This window comes from Arthrobacter sp. P4_F10 (assembly GCF_056401435.1).
This window is the reverse complement of sequence record NZ_JBFUJJ010000044.1, coordinates 1-20944: the sequence shown is the minus strand read 5'-3', so window position 1 is coordinate 20944 and position 20944 is coordinate 1. Positions and strand designations below refer to the sequence as shown.

The following is a 20944-nucleotide window of genomic DNA, read 5'->3' as shown; positions in this document are numbered from 1 at the left end:
GTACTCGGCGGCGCAGGTGAGGGACAAGTCCTGGCTCACCTTGACGCCGCAGGACGCTCCCCTCAAGGGGCTGGTCGCAGGGCTGGAGGCCGACGACGACGACCCCGCCGTGGTCGGGCGGGTCCACCACTTCCTCCTCCCTGCACAGGGCTGGGGCGCGGCATCCGACGCCAAGGAGGTCAAGGACCTCGCGGCCGATGCGCAGAAGGCCCTTGGGAACTGGCGCAAATCGGTCCGCCTGAAGCCGTCGAAGCAGCAGGTTGACCGCCTGCTTAATCTTTCCCGTCGGGTCGAGTCCCTATGGAAGCTCACGCTGCGCCGCTTCGAGATCGCAGAGCAGGAAGCCCGCCGGGAGATCGCCTACTTCGGCAAGCAAACGGCGGTTGAGCCTGTCGAAGCCACACGAGCCGTGACCCGCGCCGAGATCGAGCAGGCAATCAACGACCCAAACGGTGCTTACCAGCGACTCCGTCGAGTGATGGACGCCTGGAACGCATTGTGGTTCTGGCCGCTGACGGAGCGAGCCACGAAGGGAGCCGTCCCGCCGAGCTTCGACCAATGGCTCGAGGTGCTGGAAGCTCTCCTCGGACGGACCGGCAAGGAGTCCAGAATGGTGGGCCAGCGGGCCCTGAGTACGGGCGCAAACTGGGACGAGCTAAACGAGGCTGAGCACGCAGACCTCCAGTTCGCATTGGCCAGGGACGTGAAAGTTCTGCTCGCGGAGCACCGATGGCTTTCTGTCTGCGACCGCGTGGCTCGAGACCAGGGATTCTTCCACTGGGAGCTCGATTTCCCTTCGGCCTTCGGTCGTGGTGGGTTTGATCTTCAGCTCGGTAACCCTCCGTGGGTACGGCCAACTATCGATCAATACTCCATTCTGGGAGAATTTGATCCGCGCTGGCAGCTGCGGAGTGGCCTCACCCAAGACGAAGAGAAAGTCTTTAAGGAACGGACTCTTTCCGTTGAAGGGCGGCCAGCACGCTTTGTCGATGATCTGGTCGGGGTTTATTGCATAGCCAACTATGCGCGGAATTCTCACGCATACTCAGCTGTATCTGACCAGCCGAATCTTTACAGACTATTCATGGTGCAAACTTGGTGGGCGAGCCGTTTGTCCGGGGTGGTAGGCCTTCTGCATCCGGAATCAGTTTTTGTAGACGACAAACTTGGATTGCTTCGACGGAATGCTCACTTGCGGCTTAGGCGGCGATGGCAGTTCACCAATACGTTGGAGCTCTTTGAGTGTGATGCTAAAGAGGTTTATTGTGCGGCTGTATACGGGGTCGAGAGACCTCGTCCTGAGTTCTTGATGGCATCATTCTTGGTGCATCCGGAGACCGTGATCGGCTCGCTTAGGCACGACGGCTCAGGTGATATTCCCGGAGCTAGGGATGAGGCGGGAAAAGTTGATCGCCGTCCTCATCGGCAGCGGATTGTTGCGGTCGGACCCGTGCAACTGGAGGCATGGGCGCAGATCTTGGGTGACGACAATCCTTTGGAAACTCGCACCATTTACACTGCGAACGTGGCCGTGTCAAATGCGTTGGAGTGCTTCAAGGACGCGCGACGATTTGGGGATCTTGGCCTTTCGTTTTCAACGGGCTGGCATGAGACCAATGCGCGCAGAACTGGCAAAATCGAGATTGAATTTGGGAGGCCTGAAGGCTGGGATCAAGTGGTTCTGGTTAGTCAGCAAATTGGATTGTTGAATCCTGTTTTCAATGAACTGGAACCAAAGACTACAGCGCAACAAACCAGCAAAGTGATTGATCTGGAGGATCTGTCCGCAGATTATGTTCCCTTGACAGCCTATAAGCTGATCTCGTCACCTTCGATTGATTCAGATTTTGGAATTTGGGAGTCTCGGCTCGGTCCAGTGCAACCACGGGACCACTATCGTTTGGCATGGCGCGAGTTCACCAAGCCGGCGAATAGCAGGACACTTATTCCGGCGATCATACCCCCTGGTGTGACGCACGTTAATTCGATGATGTCTGCGGGTGGGGCGGAGTTCTCAGCTTCTGAAATGCTTGAAGTTCTTGGTTATCTGTCATCGCTGGTGGTAGATTTCCGAGTCCGAGTAACCGGGAAGAGCCATATGTCGGTGAATTTGATGGAAAGGATTCAAATTCCAAACGCGTTTCCGCTTGCGAGTGAGCTTCGGCTTCGCGTTGCTAGGATGGTGTGCCTCACCGAAGCATATGCAGATCTCTGGGCACAAGCTTTTGAAGATTCTTGGACGTCGAGTAGCCAATCTTCTGTTGTTTGCCTTCACCCAACGTGGAGCGAACAGGTGGCCTTGCGGACTGAGCGCGACCGATGGCAAGCCCACCTCGAGATTGATGTCATTTCTGCGCTGGCTTATGGCATGAGCATCGCCGATCTAGTTGGCGTATACCAGTCGATGTTCGGTGTCCTTCGGAAGCGGGATCGAGCCGCGTCTTGGAGTCGAGAGGGCGTGTCCGTTTCGGCCGCCGTTCGAGCTCTCGCGGAGGTTGAGGGCCAAGCGACGTGGCGGCATCCTCAGTCTCATCGAGAGGTCATGGTTACTCCACCGTTTATGCCTGTAGATCGCGAGAACAAGTTGCGTAGATCCTATGCCCGCTTCGAGAAGCTCCTGGCGGGGAAGAGCTGATGGCGGTCCTCCTTCCGACTCATCGGGTCGAGGACCTTCAGGCTGGGTTGATTGACTACCTGTCCACAACCTTCGCTCTCACGGACCGGGACGCCCGAAGCGGCTTGCAGGGGTTCTTGGAGGATCCGCAAGAGGGAATCTTCAAGGGTCCGTTTGTGCGGCTGAGGCTGCCTTTCGAGGCGGCTGCGGAGGGCTGGCGCGACTCCCTTGATTGGTACAAGGGGTTCCCGCCCTACGGGCATCAGGCGCGTGCCTTTCAGCGGCTGACGTCGAAACCTGGGGTTTCGACAAGCTCAACCACCGGAGCGGCTTCAACAGGATCAGATAAGTCATTCCGGCGGCCGGAACCGACTCTGGTCACTACCGGCACCGGGTCCGGCAAGACCGAGTCGTTCCTGTACCCGATCATCGATCACGTCCTCCGGGCCAAGGCTGCGGGCACCACAGGCATGAAGGCGCTCATCCTGTACCCGATGAACGCACTCGCCAACGACCAGGCGCAGCGCCTCGCCCGCCTGCTCACCGAGAACCCCGAACTCGGCGGCATTACTGCTGGAATCTACACCGGTCAGAAGGACGGCCAGAAGCTCACGAAGGTTTCCGCGGCCGGGCTCATCAACAGCCGTGAGATCTTCCGCAGCGAAGCCCCGGACATCCTCCTGACCAACTACAAGATGCTGGACATGCTCCTGCTCCGCAGCGAGGACGCACCGATCTGGGAGCAGTCCGCCACCTCCCTGCAGTACGTGGTCCTCGATGAGTTCCACACCTATGACGGGGCTCAGGGCACCGACGTCGCCATGCTCCTGCGCCGCCTCGGCCTCGCCCTCAAGAGCCACTGGCCGGAGGACCTCAGCACCATCCCCAACGGACCCAGCGAGGAGGATCGGGCTCGCCCGCTCGGCCGGATCACGCCCGTTGCCACCTCGGCGACCCTCGGAGCGAAGGGCGAGACCGAGCCCATGCTCCGCTTCGCCAAGACCGTCTTCGGCGAGACTTTCCCCGACAACGCGGTCGTCACCGAATCCCGCCTCAGCATTGGTGCATGGTGCGAGGCCGGGGACGGGGATCCTGCAGCGGAGATGGTTCGCGTCGCCGAGAGCATCGAGGACACCGGCAAGGCCATCGAGTCGGACCTCGGCGCGGGGGTCGATGACCCCAACGCAGTCATCATTGAGCACATCTCGCAGCTCCTTTTTGGCGAACAGCCCGCGAATCTCCTCGACGCCGTCCGCCGCCACCCGCTCACCCGGGCAGTCCTCGGAGAGGCGAGCGACGCCGTCGCCCTCACCGAACTCGCCGAGCGCGTCCTCGGCGAGTTCAACACCTCAGGCGGGCCGCGCCGTCGTGCGACGCTCGCCGAGCGACACACCGAGTTCACGGCCCACTTCCTGGCCCTCCTCAGCCACGTCCGCGCGGTCCCCGAACCCAACCGCGACGCCATCTCCGTCGAGACACACCTCTGGGTCCGTGAGCTCTCCCGCCTCGACAAATCCGTCGACGGTGAGCACCACTACCGCTGGGGGGATGAAGGTCCCCACACCGACCGGACCCTCTACCTCCCGGCGGTCTACTGCCGGCACTGCGGCCGCTCCGGATGGGGCTCAGTCCTCGGCCCTACTGGAACGGACCTCGAGAACGACGACTCGAAGATCCGCCGCGAGCAAGCAACCGGCAACCCGCGCTTTCGCGCCCTCATCCACGCCCCCAACGAGGATGCACTCCGTGCCGAGAAAGGCGAGATCGCCGACAGCCTCGTCTGGCTCGACACCGTCAACCGCGCCATCCTCCACGAGCCGCCCGCCGAGGACACCGCCGAGGCGCACGAGGGACGCATCGTCCCCGTCCTCATGCTCCGCGGCCAGGACGCCGACGACGACTCCAAGCGCGAGGTCTGCCCCGCCTGCCAGACCGGGGATGGCATCCGCTTCCTCGGCAGCGCCATCGCCACCATGCTCTCCGTGAGCATTTCCAACCTGTTCGGCGCCGACGGCCTCGACTCCGGTGAGAAGAAGGCCCTCGTCTTCACCGACAGCGTCCAGGACGCCGCCCACCGGGCCGGCTTCGTTCAGGCCCGCTCGCACATCCTCACCCTGCGGTCCGCCTTCCGCCACGCGCTCGAGGTCGCTGCACCGGACGGCGGAATCGCCACCCTCAAGCAGCTGGTCGACACGGCGATCACGGACGCCGCCACGCCCGTCCGCAAGTACCAGCTCATCGCCCCCGACTACGCCGACCGGCCGCAGTTCCGCGCCTACTGGGATCCGAAGGCAACGGCCCAGGAGAATCGCAACGCGACACGCAACGCGGAGAAGCGCGTCCTTTTCGATGCCTCGCTCGAGTTCGGCCTCCAGTCCCGCCTCGGCCGCACCCTCGAGCTCACCGGCAGCATTGTCGCCGAGACCGACGCCGGCTATCCCGCCGGGATGCTCTCCGCCGCCCGCACCGCGCTCGAGGCGATGCCCGGCACCCTTGGCCTCGATGACCAGCTCACAGACGACGGTGCGCTGCTCGCCTGGGTGCGCGGCGTCGTCGAACGCATCCGCACCCAAGGCGGCATCCGCCACCAGTGGCTCAACGACTACATGGTCGAGGCGGGGGAGAAGGCCCAGCGCTGGAAAGTGTGGGGCGGCCGGCGCCGCAGCGAGGGTATGCCCGCCTTCCCCACCGGCCGGTCCAAGCCTGCCTTCCCACGGCTCGGCAGCGGCGACTCCGGCTACATGGACGCGATCGCCCAGACCCAGAGCTGGTACACGCGCTGGACCGCAGTGTGCCTCAACATCCCCAAAGCGGACGCGACTTTCGTGGCCAAAGCCCTCTTCGGGCAGCTCGCCGGCCAGGGCGTGCTCGAGACCGTGCAGGCCAAGGACGGCGCCACGATCTTCGCGCTCCCCACCGACCGGATCCTCCTCCAGACGCCCGCCGGTGAGGACCTCGGGGCCGGCCGCCACTTTCTCGCGTGCTCCGTGTGCCGCGCGGTCACGCCAGGTTCGGCAACAGTGGTGGACCAGCTCGACGGTGCCCACTGCCTGTATGTCCGGTGCCCCGGGCGGCTCGCGCGGCAGCCGGAGGAGGAGAATTTCTACCTCAAGCTGTACGGGGCGCGGGAGCCCAAGCGCGTGGTCGCCAAGGAGCACACGTCGCTGCTGCCCGACGAGGACCGGGTGCGCGTTGAGAACGAGTTCAAAGCCTCGACACAGACCCCACAGGCGCCCAATGTCCTGGTCGCGACGCCCACGCTGGAGATGGGCATCGACATCGGTGACCTCTCCTGCGTCATGCTCGCCTCGCTGCCCACGTCGGTGTCGTCCTACCTGCAGCGGGTGGGGCGTGCCGGCCGTCTAACAGGGAATTCACTCGTCATCGCTTACGCCCGCGGGCGCGGAGAGCACCTGCCCAAGCTCCACGACCCGCTGTCTGTGATTAACGGGCAAGTCCGCCCACCTGCCACATTTCTCGACGCCGAGGAGATCCTGCAGCGGCAGTACCTCGCCCATCTGGTGGACCGGTTCGCGCGCGACGCTGGCCGTCCGCATCCGCGCAAGGCCGCCGGCGCACTCGCCGGGGACGGACCGGGAACCTTCCTTGGCGATCTCATCGGCGTGGCGCACTCGAACGCGGAGGAGTACATCGACGAGTTCCTCGGCCAGTTCGGGGATCTGCTCGCTCCCGCCAGCGCGGCTCGACTGCGGGACTGGGCGGCGCCGCGTGTCAATGGATCAAGTGAGCTCGCCGAGCACGTGGTTCGGGCCGCCAGACTGTGGGCTGACGACTGCGACGAGCTTAGGGCCCGGATCGACGAAATCGAGAAAGCGATGCCTGAGCTCAAGGTCATGGCTGAGTCCAACGCCGCGACGGACGAGGACAAACGGGCGCCCAAATCCGCCGAGGCCACGCAGCGCATGCTGCGGGGACAACTCTTCGCCCTGCGCGACGAGTACTGGATCTCCGTGCTCGAGAAGTACGGGCTGCTGCCGAACTACACGCTCCTCGACGACTCGGTGAATCTCGACATCGGCGTGACCTGGCAGGAAGCCGAAACTCAGGACTACGTCACCGAGACCATCTCGCTGCAGCGCGGCGCTGCTATCGCGATTAACGAGCTTGCCCCCGGGGCGACGTTCTACTCGCGTGGTCTCGAAGTCAAGATCGACGCCGTGGACCTCGGCCCGCAGCAGAGCCACATCCAGCGCTGGCAGGCATGCCCGGAGTGCGGGTGGATGCACATGGACGTGGACGCCGCAGGTCCGGTCAAGGCATGCGGCCGGTGCAATCTCAGCGGCATCTCCGACGTCAGCCAGCAATTCGATGTTGTGGTCATGAAGAACGTCTCAGCGGAGGTGCGCCGCGACGAGGTGGCCATCGGCGATCGCAGCGACCAGCGCGTCAAAGAACGCTTTAACACCGTTCTCGCAGCGGATATCGATCCCGAGCACGTCACCCAGGAATGGTTCCTCGAGGACTTCGAGTTCGGCGCCAAGTACGCGAACCGGGTCCAGCTCAGGTGGCTCAACCTGGGACGTGCGTCTGCCAATGCCGCGCCGCGGATTATCGCTGGCAACGAGTCCAAGGCGCCGTTGTTCCGTGTCTGTTCGTACTGCGGGAAGCTCGACTCCGCCGGACGTGCGAACAACCCCGATGAGCACCGTTTCTGGTGCAAGTACCGGAAGTCCAGTGACGAGCACGTGGCAGAGGTGGCCCTCGCACGTGTCCTCGCGACGCAGGGGGTTGCCCTCCGCCTCCCGGCCGGGCGCGTCATGGGCGATGATTTCGCCCTCCCCAGCTTGACCGCTGCGTTGCTCCTCGGCCTCCGCGAAGTGATCGGCGGATCCCCCGACCACATCGCGGCCGTGCCGATCAACGAGCCTGCCGACGGTGGCACCGCCGTCTCTTTGCTCCTGCACGACAAAGTCCCCGGCGGCACTGGCTACCTCGCCGAGTTTGCCGAGCCGGAGAAGGTATGGAACCTCCTGCGGGCCGCGTGGGACGTGGTGCGGAACTGCGAMTGTCGCGACGAGGAGCGCCTGGCCTGCCATCGCTGCCTCCTTCCCTTCGCGTCCCCATGGCACGTCGAGAAGGTGGCCCGCGTGACCGCGGAGCGGCTCCTGCGCAGCATCCTGGCCGGGCACGATGGGGTTTCGAACGATGGTGATCCCAGCTTCGAGGGCTGGACTGTGACCAAGGTTCCTCCGCCTGCGCCAGCTCTGGAATCACACCTCGAGGTCAAGTTCCGCAAGGCGCTCGTGGACCGGCTGTCCGCCGCCGGTGCCAATGTCAAAGTCACCCCCGGTCTGCGCGCGGACAAGGTGGAGTTCCGCCTTCCGGGCGCCAAACACGTCTGGTGGCTCGAGCCTCAGGTCGACATTCACGGCACGCGACCTGACTTCGTCCTCTCGACGGCGGATCCAAACATTCCGAAGATTGCGATCTACACCGACGGCTACGTTTTTCACGCGTCCCCCGAGCACAACCGCGTGGCCGACGATGCGGCCAAGCGGGAGGCTCTTCGGGCCGTTGGTGTGGTTCCGTGGGCCATCACGTGGGAGGATATCGATGCCTTCTCCAGCGACGGAAAGTCGATGCCGCCGTGGTTCACTGACAAGGCGGCGAGCATCGTGCAAAACGGGACGACGCCGCTCCAGCCCGCGCTGCTTGCCGCCGTCAAGTCCGACGCCATGAGCCAGCTGTGGCAGTGGATCCGGGAGCCAAACAGGGACGCATGGGCGGACCTGTCCGATGCCATCCCCATGCTCATGCTGGGCAAGTGCACCACGTTCAAGGGATCCGTTGTGGAACTTCCGGACTTCGTGCAAGCCACCTTGGATGACCCGGAAACTGCACCCGAGCTGGGGGTGGGGCGCGCATGGATGTACGCGGACGGCCCTCTCCGGTGCGCCGCAAACCTCACATCGCCGCTTATGGTGAGCGCCGACGTCGTGCTCGTCCTCGATGGACGTGACGAAGCTGTGGCGCAGCCGGGATATAAGAATTTGTGGCGAGAGTGGCTACGCCTGAGCAACCTGCTCGGTTTCAGGCGGACAGCCCCGGTCATCGGCGCGGTTACACTCGCTATGCCCTCGGTACCGGTCCTTGTGGAACCGGGAGCGCTGGGTAAGCACCTCCGGCCGGAATGGCAGGACCTCCTGGACATCGCGACACACGCCGAACGCGAACTGTTGGCAGTGCTGGCAGAAATCGACGGGTTCCCCCTGCCGGAACTAGGGTACGAGCTCCCGGATGGGACGCCGCTGGATATCGCTTGGCCGGAGCACAAACTGGCTGTCGTTTTCAGCGCAGCCGGCGAGTATGACGGCTGGACACTGGTGCAGGGCGATGCGGCACAAATTTTGGAAGCACTGAAATTTAAGGAGAACGACTGATGGCATCGGTAACCCTGATGAAGGGGGCCAACAAGGTCGACGGATCGCTCAAAGGCAAGGTCCTGGACTTCCTCTACAAGCTTCAGGAAGACGACACTGCGCCGGGCCTCCACATCGAGCCGATGAAAACCTACAAGGACTCCCGGGCGCGCACAGGTCGCGTCGACCAGCAGTTCCGGGCAGTACTCTTCAAGCTCAACGCTGGGACCGAGCCGCACTACGTCTACGCGGGCACCTTCAACCACGACGAGGCAATCAAGAAGGCGCAGACGAGCATCCTGACCGTCAACCCGGTGAGCGGGATCGCGGAACTCATCAGCGCACCAGCAGAGGGATCAGCGCCCCCGCAACCGGTCGTCGTCGTTCCCCCGGCAGCAGCAGGGTCCGCCTATGAGAACGGCCTCCAAAAGGCCGGGTACACGCCCTCGTACCTCCTCGAGGAGCTGGGAATCCCCGAACGGACCGGCGCAGCTGCGATCGGGGCAGCTTCTGTGGAAGCGTTCGAACTGGTGGTCACTGACGAAGCAGTCCCCGAATGGCAGGGACTTGCCCTTATCGACCTTGAGGCAGGAAAGTCCCTCCCGGAAGTCAAAGAAGGCCTCGGGATTGGCGACTATCTCGATGACCCCACGAAGTCTGAGGATGAGAAGCTTGCCGAGGCGCTCAAGCACCCTGCCTCGAAGCTCGAGTTCACCTACGCCGAGGGGTCCGAAGACCTCGAGTACGTAATTAACAACGAAAGCTTCCAGGACTGGCTGGTATTCCTGCACCCTGCCCAGGCGCAGTACGCAATCAAGGACCGCAACGGAGCCTTCCGGCTTTCAGGTGGGGCGGGTACGGGCAAAACTGTGGTGGCGATCCATCGCGCCAAGCACTTGGCGGACCAGTACCCGGACTCGCGCATCCTTCTGACCACATTCACGAAGACGCTGGCCGATAGTCTTGCCCAGAACCTGGGGCGTCTCGATCCCGGACTGAAGCAGAGCGACAAGCTTGGCGAAGCCCCCGTGACTGTCGCCGGCATCGACTCTGTCGCCGCCCAGGTCTGGTCCAAGGCCTCGCCTGAGGAACATTCCTTGGCATTTAACGCGGTGCTCGGGACCCCCGATGCCGCGGCGACGAGTAGGTCCAATGACAAGGAATGGGGTGAGGCGCTTGAACAGGTGGAACACAAGCTCGAGCCTGCACTCGCAAACCCGACGTTCCTGGGGCAGGAGTACCTGTCCATCGTCCTTGCCAATTCCGTGACCGACAGGGACGGGTACCTGACCGTTCCGCGAGGCGGTCGCGGCACGGCCTTGAATCGGACGAAGCGCATCGAAGTATGGAAAGTCATTGAGGCCTATCGGCGGATCTGTCGGAGCCAGGGAGCCGTGAGTTACCCTGAACTCGCGGCGCTGGCCGCAGAGGTCCTTCAGCATCGGGCCGCTGGGGGAGGGGACCGCCCCTTCGACCACGTCATTGTTGACGAAGCCCAAGACTTTCACGCTGGGCACTGGCCCCTGCTCCGAGCACTTGTGGCGCCTGGTGCCAACGACATGTTCATCGCGGAGGACTCCCACCAGCGGATCTATGGACAGAAGGTGCCCCTTAGCCGGTTCGGTATCCAGATCGTGGGGCGCTCGCGGCGCCTGACGCTCAACTACCGGACGACGGCCCAAAACCTCGCTTTCGCCGTCGGGCTCCTCTCCGGGATTCCGTTCACGGACATCGAGGACACCGCGGAGGAATCCGCAGACTACCGGTCGGCCAGAAGCGGGCCGCACCCCCAGCTCGAGGGTAAGGAATCGCTCTCGAAGGAGCTCGATAATGCCGCCGACTGGATCAAGGCATGGACAACCGATCCAGAATTCGCGCCGGAGACCGTCGGGGTGCTCGTGCGCTCGGGCAAGCAGGTGGACTTTGTCGTCAGCGGACTGCTTGAGCGTGGAGTCTCTGCCCAGAAAGTCTCCGGTGAAAAAGAGGCCCATCCTGGCGAGCCGGTTGTGATGACCATGCACCGAGCCAAGGGCATGGAGTTTTCCAAAATCATCCTCTTCGGAGTGGGGGAGGCGAATATGCCTCTACATTGGGCGCTCAAAGATCTCGGCGAGGCCGAGAAATCGGATGCCCTGTTGCAGGAACGGTCGTTGTTGTACGTGGCGGCGACGCGGGCACGGGACGAATTGGTGGTCTCGTGGAGCGGGAAACCGTCCGAGCTTTTAGGGGTTTAGGCTGCTTGCAAAGTCCGGTGGAGGTAAAGCGGCTCTGCTCGAAACGTGTTATGAGGCTGCCATACGGCAGAATCAGGTTGCCACCGCGCGTTGGGCGATAAGTAAGTTTTGTACCCATCGCGCGGCCACCCTGCTGGCCACTGAATTCGGCTAGGGTCGCATATTCGACGTTGGTCGCCATAGCGAAAAATTCTTCGGCAGAAACATCCAGCTGGGCTTTATCTTGACGCGTACGCCGTGGGGCGGTACGAGACAACCCAAGAGCCTCATTCGTTGGTTCCCAGGTGGACCAGCGGCGGGCGAATGCTGCGACCCCAGGATCATCACTAAGGGCAGTGCCGCGTGCGAGTTCCAACATCGCAGTTATTGGGCGCAGCGAGATGTTTCCATGGGCTCCAGCGGCGGGCGTGATGGCCCGTTTGTGAGGTAGTTGCCGATGCTTCGCCACTCGGCCTTTGGTAACGGCTGAGGCAAGTGCCCCGTCGCTCTCAGCCGAGATCGTAACGGTTGTGCCCATCATTTCGATGGCATCCTGCAAGGTCATGTTCGCCACCCTCCCGGTCGTTCTGGGTTGTTGTAGGTGACCGTGACCAGCGTGTCCTTGGTTGCCCTCAGCCAGCAGTCCAGCCATTAAGGCCGGCCATGTTTCCTCAACTGGGCGCATTCCTAGTCGCCGCAGGGGCCTGAACAGGAGAAACGTCACRGGCCGCACTGATTCCATTGGCGCACAGAGATCCCGCGCACCCAACCTGTACACGCGGAGGCAGCTCTTCTGCTGAGGGTCCGGCCACTACGTCCCGGGACCCACGGGCGCGTCGGTAGTGGGAAATTCTGCGTCGATGAGTAGGCAGTACTTCAAAGCCTGGCCAGCGCAATCTGTCAGGGACAGCCGCACTTCCACCAGTTGTCGCCACAGATGCTGCACGTGATGGGAGCTGCACCCGGGCAGGGCTCGATGTGGTGGTAACGCGTCACCCGTCCAGACCAAGAGGTCGCGATTTCCTGGCCAGCCTCGATCGGCTGGCTGCACAGGGTGCATGTACCGCTGTCGTATTGAGCAATGAAGCCAGTTTCGCGTTGTTGCATAGCCGCGAGAGTAGCAGAGCTAGACCGGCATACGGGCGGTAGCGCGGTGGCCCGGGTTATGGGGCAGGGCATGGCGTAGCGATGGCCTGCCCTGAAGATGTGTCAAAGTATCGTCATCATCGTGATGAATGAAGGTGCAGTCCACACCAAAGCTGCTGATTGGTTGTATGAAGCCATCGAGCGCGTCGATGGAGACGTACTACTGGCTAGTCCCTACCTGTCCTACGACGTCTGCCGGCGGTTGGCGCAGATAGCCTGCCGATCAGACTACGAGTGGCAGCTCTTTACGTGTCTTGACCCCAGCGCCGTGGCAAACGGGTTTTTGCGGACAGATGGCTTGACGGAACTCAAGCACGGTGGTGTCAACGTTCGTCACGTAGACAGATTGCATGCTAAGACGTTCGTTGTCGGCGGCCGGGCTTCCTCGGATCGGCAAACCTTACTGGCGCCGGACTTGGTAGTTCAGCGGCGCCAAACGTGGAGCTGGGTGTTGAGTTGGGGGCTGCCCAGGTCGTATCCGTCAAGGTGGCCATGGAGAGTTGGTCGAGCCGCGAAATAACGGAGGACGACCTCACGCACAGGCGCAGCAGCTGACCCGGGCAGCAAGACCTTCCTTAGGTGGTATGGACAGTGTTTCCGGGCTGGCGCTTGTGGAGCAACTTTTGTTGGATGCCCGTGATAGTGAGCGTTCCCTTTGGTTGAAATCCGAGTACGGGGCCCCCGCGTTGGACCAGTGGCGCAGCGAGCGGTTCTTCGGTAGCCCCCAAAAAGGAAAAGGCAAGGGGCGGCCAAGCATTAAGCCTGGGGACCTCGTCCTGATCTGTGCCCAAACCAGGGATTGCTACGCCGTCGTGGAAGTGACCTCAGAGCCGGAAAACCTGCCCAAGGATTACGTCGACGAGCGAGGTCATGAGGCGGATCGCTGGCCATGGGTGAGCCGGACCAAACCACGCTTCGTTCCGGATGAATTGCTTGAGCTCAAAGCAAACGAGCTCGTCCGCAGCACCGGTGGCCTGCAAAATGGTCACATTCGGTTGAGCTTCGAGCAGTTCACAAACGCGGTTCGCTCACTTGCAAGACTCATAGCTTAATGGCCGTGGCTCGGCCTGGCCCGGCGCAGGCTGATCGGGCACTCGTCGGGACCGATCACCCGGCCGAAGCGGGAGTTGAGCGTCGTGAGCAGCGTTGTGCCGCCGTCGTCGTCCAACTCCAGCGGTGCCGGCGCCCCGGAACCGCTGCCCAGGCGGACCGGTCCGGCGGACATGTTCTCCTGCAGGTGCGCGATGGCCTCGCCGTCGCGGATCAGGACTGACTCCCAGAGCCAGCACGCGGCGCCGGGCTCGACGCCGATGCCGGCGCAGCGAACTCGGAGGCCGGCTGCCGCACGACCTGGACGCGATTGATTTCCACCTGCTGTCCGGGGCCGCCAAGGACTTCCTCGAAGGGCGGATCCGATGCCGATGCGGGGGAGGGCGTCGGCGACGAACCGGCGACGCCACGGCGGGCCCGGATAAGACCGTCCTCTTCGAGCAGCACCAGGACCTCGCGGACCACGGTGCGGCTGACCTTCATGTCTGCGCCGAGCTCCGTTTCGGTGGGGAGCATGGAGCCGGGCGTCAGCAGGTTGTTGCGTATAGCCTCGGCGATCCGGGAGTACACGGCAACCCGGAGGGCGAGCCGGGCGGGGCCTCCCCCGGCTGGGACAGGAACCGGACGGTGTCCTCGTGCAGGTTATTCCGCGCTTGCGTCTGTTAGGGAATCTCAGCGTACCGCGGGGTGTGACGCGTTTGTTGGACAAAGCCCACGCGCAGGATGGGCCTCGCGCCGAAGCGGCGCGGGCTGGCAGGCTCCTTAGGCGCCGAAGGTCCGGTTCCCCCAAAGTGCGGGACACTGGAAGTCCCGACCATGAAAGCGGGCCACCTTGATTAGTCCAGCAGGATGCCGACGGCTTCACCCGGCTGACTCCATGGGACTGAGCAGTGCCGGCGGCGCCGGCCCTCTCGATCCGCTGCTGTATCCGTGGGACCCGCCAGGGGCCTCGGGTGTCATGGACGGCAATGAATTCGGGCCCCTTGAGCTTTCAGCCGGACTGGATGAAGCCCTCGCGCAAGCCGGCGCGGCACCGCTGGAAGCCCGTTCCCTGGTGGTCTCCATCGGCTCGAATTCAAGCGCCGAGGTGATGCGGCGGAAATTCGCCAACTACCGCCAGCCTGTCAGCGAGGTACTGCCGCTGGTCCGGGGGCAGCTCCACAACATCGCCGTTGGCCACTCCGCCCACGTGAGCAAGGCCGGCTACATCGCCGCCGCCCCGTATCCGCGGATGGGAGAGTGCACAGCGGTCTGGCTGTCGTGGCTGGACGACGTCCAGCTGATGGCCCTCGACGAAACGGAGCCCAACTACCGGCGGATCCAGCTCGACGGCAATGCCTGCCCGCTCGTGGTGGACCACGGGGACCCTCCGGAGGAGTTTTCGCTGTTCACCTCGCGCTGGGGCGTGCTGACCGATGGCGACGGCGGGACGCTTCCCTTCCTCGACCAGCCTGCCCTCTTCGGTCTCCTCGCCGGCAGCGGCGCCGCGGACCTCCTGGAGGAGGGGAAGTCCGTGTTCGACGGGCCGCCGGAGCTTGTTGCCGAGCAACTCGCGATCCCCTCGGTCCAGGCATGGGCCGGGGACTGGTTCAGCTCGGCCGGCCTCGCCGCGCCAGCGGACTTCGACGGGCCGTGCACGAGGTAGCGCCCCTCTGGACCGTCGCCTTCACCCGGCGGCGATGTTCCCGGCGATGTGCTGCGCAATGTACTCGGCATCGCGGCCCACACCCGCCACGATAGACGAGCCGTGCCCGGTCAGCCACGGCAACCCGACGGCGTACAAGCCCGGGTATTCGGTGACGCCGCGGTGGTGCCGGGGGTAGTTCCATTCGTCCAGCACCGGGATGTCCAAGATGCTGAAGTCCAGGCGGTAGCCCGTGGCCCAGAGGACCGACGTGACGTTGGCGGCCTCGAGGTTCAGCCGCGCCGGCTCCGAAGGAAGCCAGCGGTCCTTGCGCGGCGGCTCCGGCTCCGGTGCGGACATGCCGGTGGCGGCAATATAGCTGTCGAACATCGGCTTCATCCGCTGGTAGAACACCGCCTCCACCAGGCCCAGGCGTTCCGGAAGGTCATCACTGAAGACGAGGTCGCCGTCGTCGGCTGCTTCCAAATGGCCGTGCAGCCGGACGCCGCGCCGGCCGAGGTCCCGCAGATGGATGTCGTGGCCGCCGGCGGCGCCGGACACCAGCGGGTTGCAGGCGAACCTCGCCGCGGGGGAGGGCAACTGACCCACGGTAAGGCCGTTCAGTCCGTAGTCGGGGCCGAATTGTGCAAGCTGCATCATCCAATAGAGGAGGTCCTGGCCGCGGTACCGGCGTGGTGCTTCCGGGCACGTGGACACCGCTAGATGGATTTCGCGGCCGACGGCCAGCAGTTCCTCGGCGATCTGGCCGCCGGACTGGCCGGTGCCAACGATGAGCACGGCACCCTCGGGTAGTTGGCCCGGGTTGCGGTAGCTGTCGGTGTGAAGTTGCAGGATGTGGCCAGGCAGCTGCTCCGACAGCGCGGGGATTTTCGGCTCCTGGTAACCGCCGGTGGCGAGCACCACGTTCCGGGCCCGCCAGCTGCCCTGGGTCGTGGCCACGTTGAAGCCGCCGCCATCCGCCGGCGCGATACGCGTGACATCCTCACCCGTCCGGACAGGAGCGTCGATGCTCTCCGCATAGTGCCGGAAATAGCCGATGAGGTCATCTCGCGGCATGAATGCCTCCGGGGCGGGGCCGTCATACGGCATGCCGGGCAGCGCGAGCGAGAAGTTCGGCGTGTTCAGGCAAAACGCGTCCCACCGGTCCTGCCACGCCCCGCCGAGCGTTTCGCGCCGTTCCAGCAACTGATGTTCGACGCCGGCCCGGCTGAGCCAGTAGCTCGTGGCCAGGCCAGCCTGCCCGGCCCCGACGACAAGGGTGTCGACGCTTTGCGGATCCGCAGGTCGGGCGGCTGCTTCGGGGGACGGCATGGCTACTTCCTGGCGGCTATGGCCCTGGGCGTCTTCAGGGGCACGCTTGCGGTGTGGGCAGACGCCCTCTCCGCGTCGGTCGCCGTCAGTGTCTCCATGGTTCTTCTCCCGTAGCCAAGGTGCAGGGCTGGCTTCGTTGGCAGGTATGCCCGCAGCGTCGCTACGTACAGGTGCCCGACGACGGCGGGGGGCCGCACTGCCGGCCCCGCATCTACTTGCCCACTTGAGGCTCCGCAGAGGCAGCAACGATGTGAGTGGAAGCGCGGCAATTATGACACCGTGCAGCTGAACACCCTTTCCTCCGGCAACGACGCCCGCGCCGCCAAGGTGATCCGTGGACTCCGCGATCTCGGTGATCCTGATTTTTACTCGTAATTCGGCGGAAGACCAGATAGGTCTGACCGTTCCCTATACGTGCCTCGGACAGGTGGACTATGTCCAGCACGCGGGTAAGAGGCCGATTGCGATCACCTGGAAGTTGCATCGGCTGATGCTGGCCGACGTCTATGCGTCGGCGGCCGCGATGGCGCGATAGCCGGCATCGGAACAAAGCTAGTCCCTAGTAAATGACCTCTGCGTATCTCGCATCACTCACCGTCCTCAACTCGGGCCTTCCCGATGCGGAGACGATTCAGATTCTGGCGGCCATCCGTGCGAACACGTTTTGCACCTCCACCCAGACACGGTGGTCGGTCCTGCCGTGATTTAGCATGCACCTATGACTCAACAACTCTGGCGCCGGTATACGGAATGGCCCCTCCTTCTAGCTGCTGTCGTGTTCCTTGCGGCTTACTCCGTCCAAGTCATTGGCAACCTGCGAGAACAAGATGCCGGATGGATTGAGACGGTCGTCTGGGTGACATGGGTGTTGTTCGTTGTCGACTACATCGCCAATCTCGCGCTGGCGCCACTAAGGGGCAGATGGTTCATTCGAAACCTTCACGAGCTCGTAGTCCTGGCTCTGCCCATCCTCCGGCCTCTGCGCCTGCTCCGCCTTGTAACTCTCCTCAAAGTCGTCCACCGGGCGGCGGGAAGCGCCCTGCGGGGGCGCATCCTTACCTACGTTCTAGGCTCTGCCGTGCTACTTACCTACGCCGGCGCACTCGCCGTCCTCGACGCTGAGGAGAACGCCGAGGGCGCAAACATAACGACCTTTGGCGATGCCATGTGGTGGGCCTTGACGACCATTACAACGGTTGGGTACGGAGATCACTACCCGGTCACGGTGTTGGGCCGATTCGTCGCGGCTGGCCTCATGATCGGGGGCATTGCTGTCTTAGGCGTAGTCACGGCTTCGGTGGCGTCGTGGCTGGTGGAGCAAGTGACCAGGGATACCGCTGCGGAGGTTGAGGCTGCTGAGGCGCCCCTGCGTGTGGAGTTGGTCCGACTATCGGATCAAGTGGAGCGCCTCACCTCTCTACTGGAGCGGCAAGGTTGATGCCACCGCGTATTGAGGAGAGTCCTATCTCGACGCCGATGCCGACGCCGTCGGGGTGGGGGTCTTTTCAACTTAGCGCCGTTCAGAATCGGCGCTTAGGCTCTGCGTTATGGAGACGATCAAGCGACACAAGGTGAATTATGGGAAGCCTGCGTTGTCCCGGAGCTAAGTACCACGCCGCGCCGTTGCGTCGGGTAGGGATATTACGTGAGTGAGCGTGAACGTCAGGCACTTGACATGCATCTCGCGTTCCTGGTCAGAGATAGGCCGAACATTGCAGATTCCAACGCGGTTGCCGTGGTCCGTGATGATTTTCGGAAGGTGGGGTATCTTTTCGGAAGCGCGGGCCCGGACGCTTGCGCCAATCTTGGAGGGGCTGGAAAGCCTGCAAGTCTCCTGCCGTGTGGATGGTTCCCGGTTATGGCTCGACCTGCCAGCCCCAGCAGCGCTATGGAAGGTGCTCGGGGTTAAGTGAGGAGTGGCCCTCCGCCTGCTGTGTACTCGCGGGCATGAGGGCCAACTGCCCTCTTGCACAGACCGGTCGATGAGCAAACAATCTGAGGGGAGGATCGATTATGGACCCACAGGCGGAGGATCAGCGAGATGTCGAGCTCGTTTTCGTTCCCGACGTGACCGGGATGCGTTTCCTGGCAGCACGCGGCGCGGCATCCGCTGCCGGACTTAGTCTGGCAAACCCAGACCCAGATGGACCTCCCATTAGCACGGTTGCGTGGCCAAAGAATCCGACCATCGCAAGGCAGGACCCGTTACCGGGTTCTGTCGCCCACCAATGGGACTCGCTTCGCGTGTGGCTACGCTCTGACTTGGAGTCGGACATGGCACGAAGGCCTAAGGTTCCCGCACCTCCGTTCGATCAGGCACATGCAGTCCCGGACAATCCGCCCGTAAACCTCGACCTCGCTAATGAGGTGGACGGCCTCGGAGGTGATAACGAGATCCGCCGAGACAGGTAGCGAGCCTTTCCTGATCGCTGCCCCACGTGCCTGCTGACTTTTCCACCGACCTGTGATGTGTGTGAACTAAGTCCGTGCTTCCGAAAATGTGCGCAATATGACCAGCTCAAGAGGAATGCCGCTCCCGGCCCGCCGAATACGATGAGATTCGCCGGCCCGTTGGAGCTTGCCCRACCTACGCGCTGCTTTGCGGCCTCAGGATAGGGCGATGTCCGGTCCCTGAGTCGGGCCGGCGTCGATTCTGACTATGAAGGCTCGCAAACGCCCTTAAACCTCCAGCCGGAACACCCAGAGCAGTACGTCTTCGCCGGGCACGTACCAGTCGCGGGCCGGAACCCTCTGGAAGCCCAGGGACTCGTAGAGACCATGGGCCCGTTCCATGAACGTCGCACTCGTTATGCTGATCCCCCTGATATCCGGCAATGACTGCGCGTGATCAATGACCCGGCGGACAACAGCGCGTCCCACCCCATTGCCTTGGACAGCTGGATCGACAGCGAGCATCCGGAACTCCAGCTCATTGTCGCGAGCAATCTCGCTGTAGGGCTGCCCCGCGAAGGTCAGCGTCACCGCCGCGACCACCGCGCCCGAGGCTTCGGCCACCCACACCTCGGCATGCTCCGCCCGGTGTTCCACGTTGTCCAGCACGCTGATGTACGGGTGCCCGGCGGTGAAGTGACCAGCGCGGAGGTACGCGTCCCGGGTGATTCTCCGGACCTCTGGATAGTCGGCCGGCCCCGCAGGCCTGAAATCGAAGTTCACTGGCAAGCAACCTCGGCTCCGGCCGCCCGTGCAACGTACTCCTCCAGGCGAGCCAGCGCGGGCTGGGAGGAGGGATCACCCACCGCATCCGCGCCGACAGCATTCGCCACCGCAAGCGAGCGGTCGTAAGGAAGCCCCGCCCGGAGCGCCAGGACCAGGGCCGCGCAAAATGCGTCTCCCGCACCGATGGTGTTCGCCACTGTCACGGCCGAAGCGGGAGCCTCTGCCACCTTCCGCCCGTGTTCGAACATCGCCGATCCGTCCTTGCCGTACGTCACCGCAACCAGCTTCGCGTCGGCCAGGGCCGGAATCAGCTGGTACTCGCTCTCGTTGACGATCACCAGGTCGCACCGCTCCAGCAGCCCAGCCGGCAGGTCCATCGCCGGTGCGGCATTGAGAACGAAGAATCCAGTCGAGCGCCGGGCCGCTTCCAGCACCACGGGAAGGCCCACCTCCAGCTGGCACAGCACTGTTTCCTCGGCCGAGAACTCCACACCCTCCAGCGAGAAGCCGGAATTCGCGCCCGGGCAGACCACGATCTGGTTTTCGCCGTCGCGGTCCACCACGATCAGCGCGGTACCCGTTGCGCCGTCGTCGATCACTGCCACATCGGTGGTGTCCACTCCCGCGCCGGAAAGGGACTCGACCATCAGGCGGCCCTGGGCGTCGCTGCCCACCGCACCGATCATCCGGGCGCTCCCGCCCAACCGGGCGGCGGCAACGGCCTGGTTGGCTCCCTTGCCGCCAGGCTGCTGCTGAAGAACACCGCCGCCGATGGTCTCGCCGGCGGTGGGAAGCCGGTCCGTGGTGGCGATGATGTCGAGGTTGATGCTGCCGACGACGGTGACGGCAGGAAGGCGAGTGCTCATGAAAAGTCCTATCGGGTCGAGCCGGAGGCGGCTGGATTAGGAAATAGTGTACGGCATGGTTGTACTTGTGTGTCATACATGGTTGTATAACAACTCACATCCTAAAGGCAGGGCCCACCTGCAGAACAAAGGAGTTTGATGTGAACACCCCAGCAACAGTCGCCACTTCGCCGCCAACCGCCGTCGGAAACCAAACGGGCGAGGACCAAACCAAACTCGGTGGCCGCCGCGCCGCCCTGCTGATCTCCACCCTGCTGCTCGGCGTGCTGTCCTTCCAGCTCAACGCCAGCATGGTCACCCCGGCACTGCCGCAGATTGCGGCCTCCTTCGGCCAAGGCCCCGAAAGCGCAGCCCCCGTCCAGTCCATGTTCTTCCTCGCCGGCGCCATCGCCGGGCCTGTCATCGGACGCTGGAGCGACTTCATTGGACGCCGCGCCGCCCTCCTGCTGGTCTTGGGGATCATGGGCGCGGGCACCATCCTCTGCATCGCCGCCCCCACCCTGCCGCTAGTTATCGCCGGCAGGTTCCTCCAGGGCGTATCC

12 protein-coding genes and 1 pseudogene are annotated in these 20944 nt (G+C 63.6%); 8 read left to right on the top strand and 5 right to left on the bottom strand.

What is annotated here, in order from left to right; genetic code table 11:
* From AC1DR1_RS21115 to AC1DR1_RS21100, 4 genes and pseudogenes are all read left to right on the top strand, one after another.
* A pseudogene (locus tag AC1DR1_RS21115) lies at positions 1 to 2635 on the top strand (hypothetical protein); the annotation flags it as partial.
* A 155-nt stretch (positions 2636 to 2790) separates the two neighbouring features.
* A complete protein-coding gene (locus tag AC1DR1_RS21110) occupies positions 2791 to 9015 on the top strand; it encodes a DEAD/DEAH box helicase (protein ID WP_476993260.1) in 6225 nt (2074 codons plus the stop codon).
* Complete coding sequence (locus tag AC1DR1_RS21105; protein WP_476993259.1) at positions 9015 to 11228, top strand: 3'-5' exonuclease; 2214 nt, start codon at positions 9015 to 9017, stop codon at positions 11226 to 11228. The genes AC1DR1_RS21110 and AC1DR1_RS21105 overlap by 1 nt, the downstream gene beginning before the upstream one ends.
* A 1709-nt stretch (positions 11229 to 12937) precedes the next feature.
* Positions 12938 to 13405, top strand: coding sequence for a hypothetical protein (locus AC1DR1_RS21100; protein WP_476993258.1), 468 nt, complete (start codon positions 12938 to 12940; stop codon positions 13403 to 13405).
* Here AC1DR1_RS21100 and AC1DR1_RS21095 read toward each other — a convergent pair.
* Complete coding sequence (locus AC1DR1_RS21095) at positions 13402 to 13578, bottom strand: hypothetical protein (protein WP_476993257.1); 177 nt, start codon at positions 13576 to 13578, stop codon at positions 13402 to 13404. The two genes, AC1DR1_RS21100 and AC1DR1_RS21095, sit on opposite strands and share 4 nt — an antisense overlap.
* Positions 13579 to 13616: 38 nt before the next feature.
* The gene (locus AC1DR1_RS21090; RefSeq protein WP_476993256.1) at positions 13617 to 13973 is read right to left on the bottom strand and encodes a winged helix-turn-helix domain-containing protein; all 357 of its coding nucleotides are present in this window, start codon (positions 13971 to 13973) and stop codon (positions 13617 to 13619) included.
* Positions 13974 to 14280: 307 nt separating this feature from the next.
* Here AC1DR1_RS21090 and AC1DR1_RS21085 point away from each other — a divergent pair, with 307 nt between their 5' ends.
* Positions 14281 to 15048, top strand: a complete 768-nt coding sequence (locus tag AC1DR1_RS21085) for a hypothetical protein (RefSeq protein WP_476993255.1) — start codon at positions 14281 to 14283, stop codon at positions 15046 to 15048.
* Between the two features lie 21 nt (positions 15049 to 15069).
* Here AC1DR1_RS21085 and AC1DR1_RS21080 read toward each other — a convergent pair whose 3' ends face one another.
* The gene (locus AC1DR1_RS21080; RefSeq protein WP_476993254.1) at positions 15070 to 16359 is read right to left on the bottom strand and encodes a flavin-containing monooxygenase; all 1290 of its coding nucleotides are present in this window, start codon (positions 16357 to 16359) and stop codon (positions 15070 to 15072) included.
* Between the two features lie 334 nt (positions 16360 to 16693).
* On the opposite strand from AC1DR1_RS21080, the gene AC1DR1_RS21075 reads away from it, so the two are divergent.
* Positions 16694 to 16894, top strand: coding sequence for a hypothetical protein (locus AC1DR1_RS21075; RefSeq protein WP_476993253.1), 201 nt, complete (start codon positions 16694 to 16696; stop codon positions 16892 to 16894).
* Between the two features lie 183 nt (positions 16895 to 17077).
* Complete coding sequence (locus AC1DR1_RS21070) at positions 17078 to 17797, top strand: potassium channel family protein (protein ID WP_476993252.1); 720 nt, start codon at positions 17078 to 17080, stop codon at positions 17795 to 17797.
* Positions 17798 to 19038: 1241 nt separating this feature from the next.
* Here AC1DR1_RS21070 and AC1DR1_RS21065 read toward each other — a convergent pair.
* The gene (locus tag AC1DR1_RS21065) at positions 19039 to 19533 is read right to left on the bottom strand and encodes a GNAT family N-acetyltransferase (RefSeq protein ID WP_476993251.1); all 495 of its coding nucleotides are present in this window, start codon (positions 19531 to 19533) and stop codon (positions 19039 to 19041) included.
* Positions 19530 to 20402: a ribokinase gene (locus AC1DR1_RS21060; protein ID WP_476993250.1), complete on the bottom strand. Its 873-nt coding sequence runs from the start codon at positions 20400 to 20402 to the stop codon at positions 19530 to 19532. Before AC1DR1_RS21060 ends, AC1DR1_RS21065 begins: the two co-directional genes overlap by 4 nt.
* Positions 20403 to 20542: 140 nt before the next feature.
* Here AC1DR1_RS21060 and AC1DR1_RS21055 point away from each other — a divergent pair.
* Positions 20543 to 20944, top strand: a 402-nt coding sequence (locus tag AC1DR1_RS21055) for an MFS transporter (protein WP_476993249.1), incomplete at its 3' end; no start/stop codon positions are given.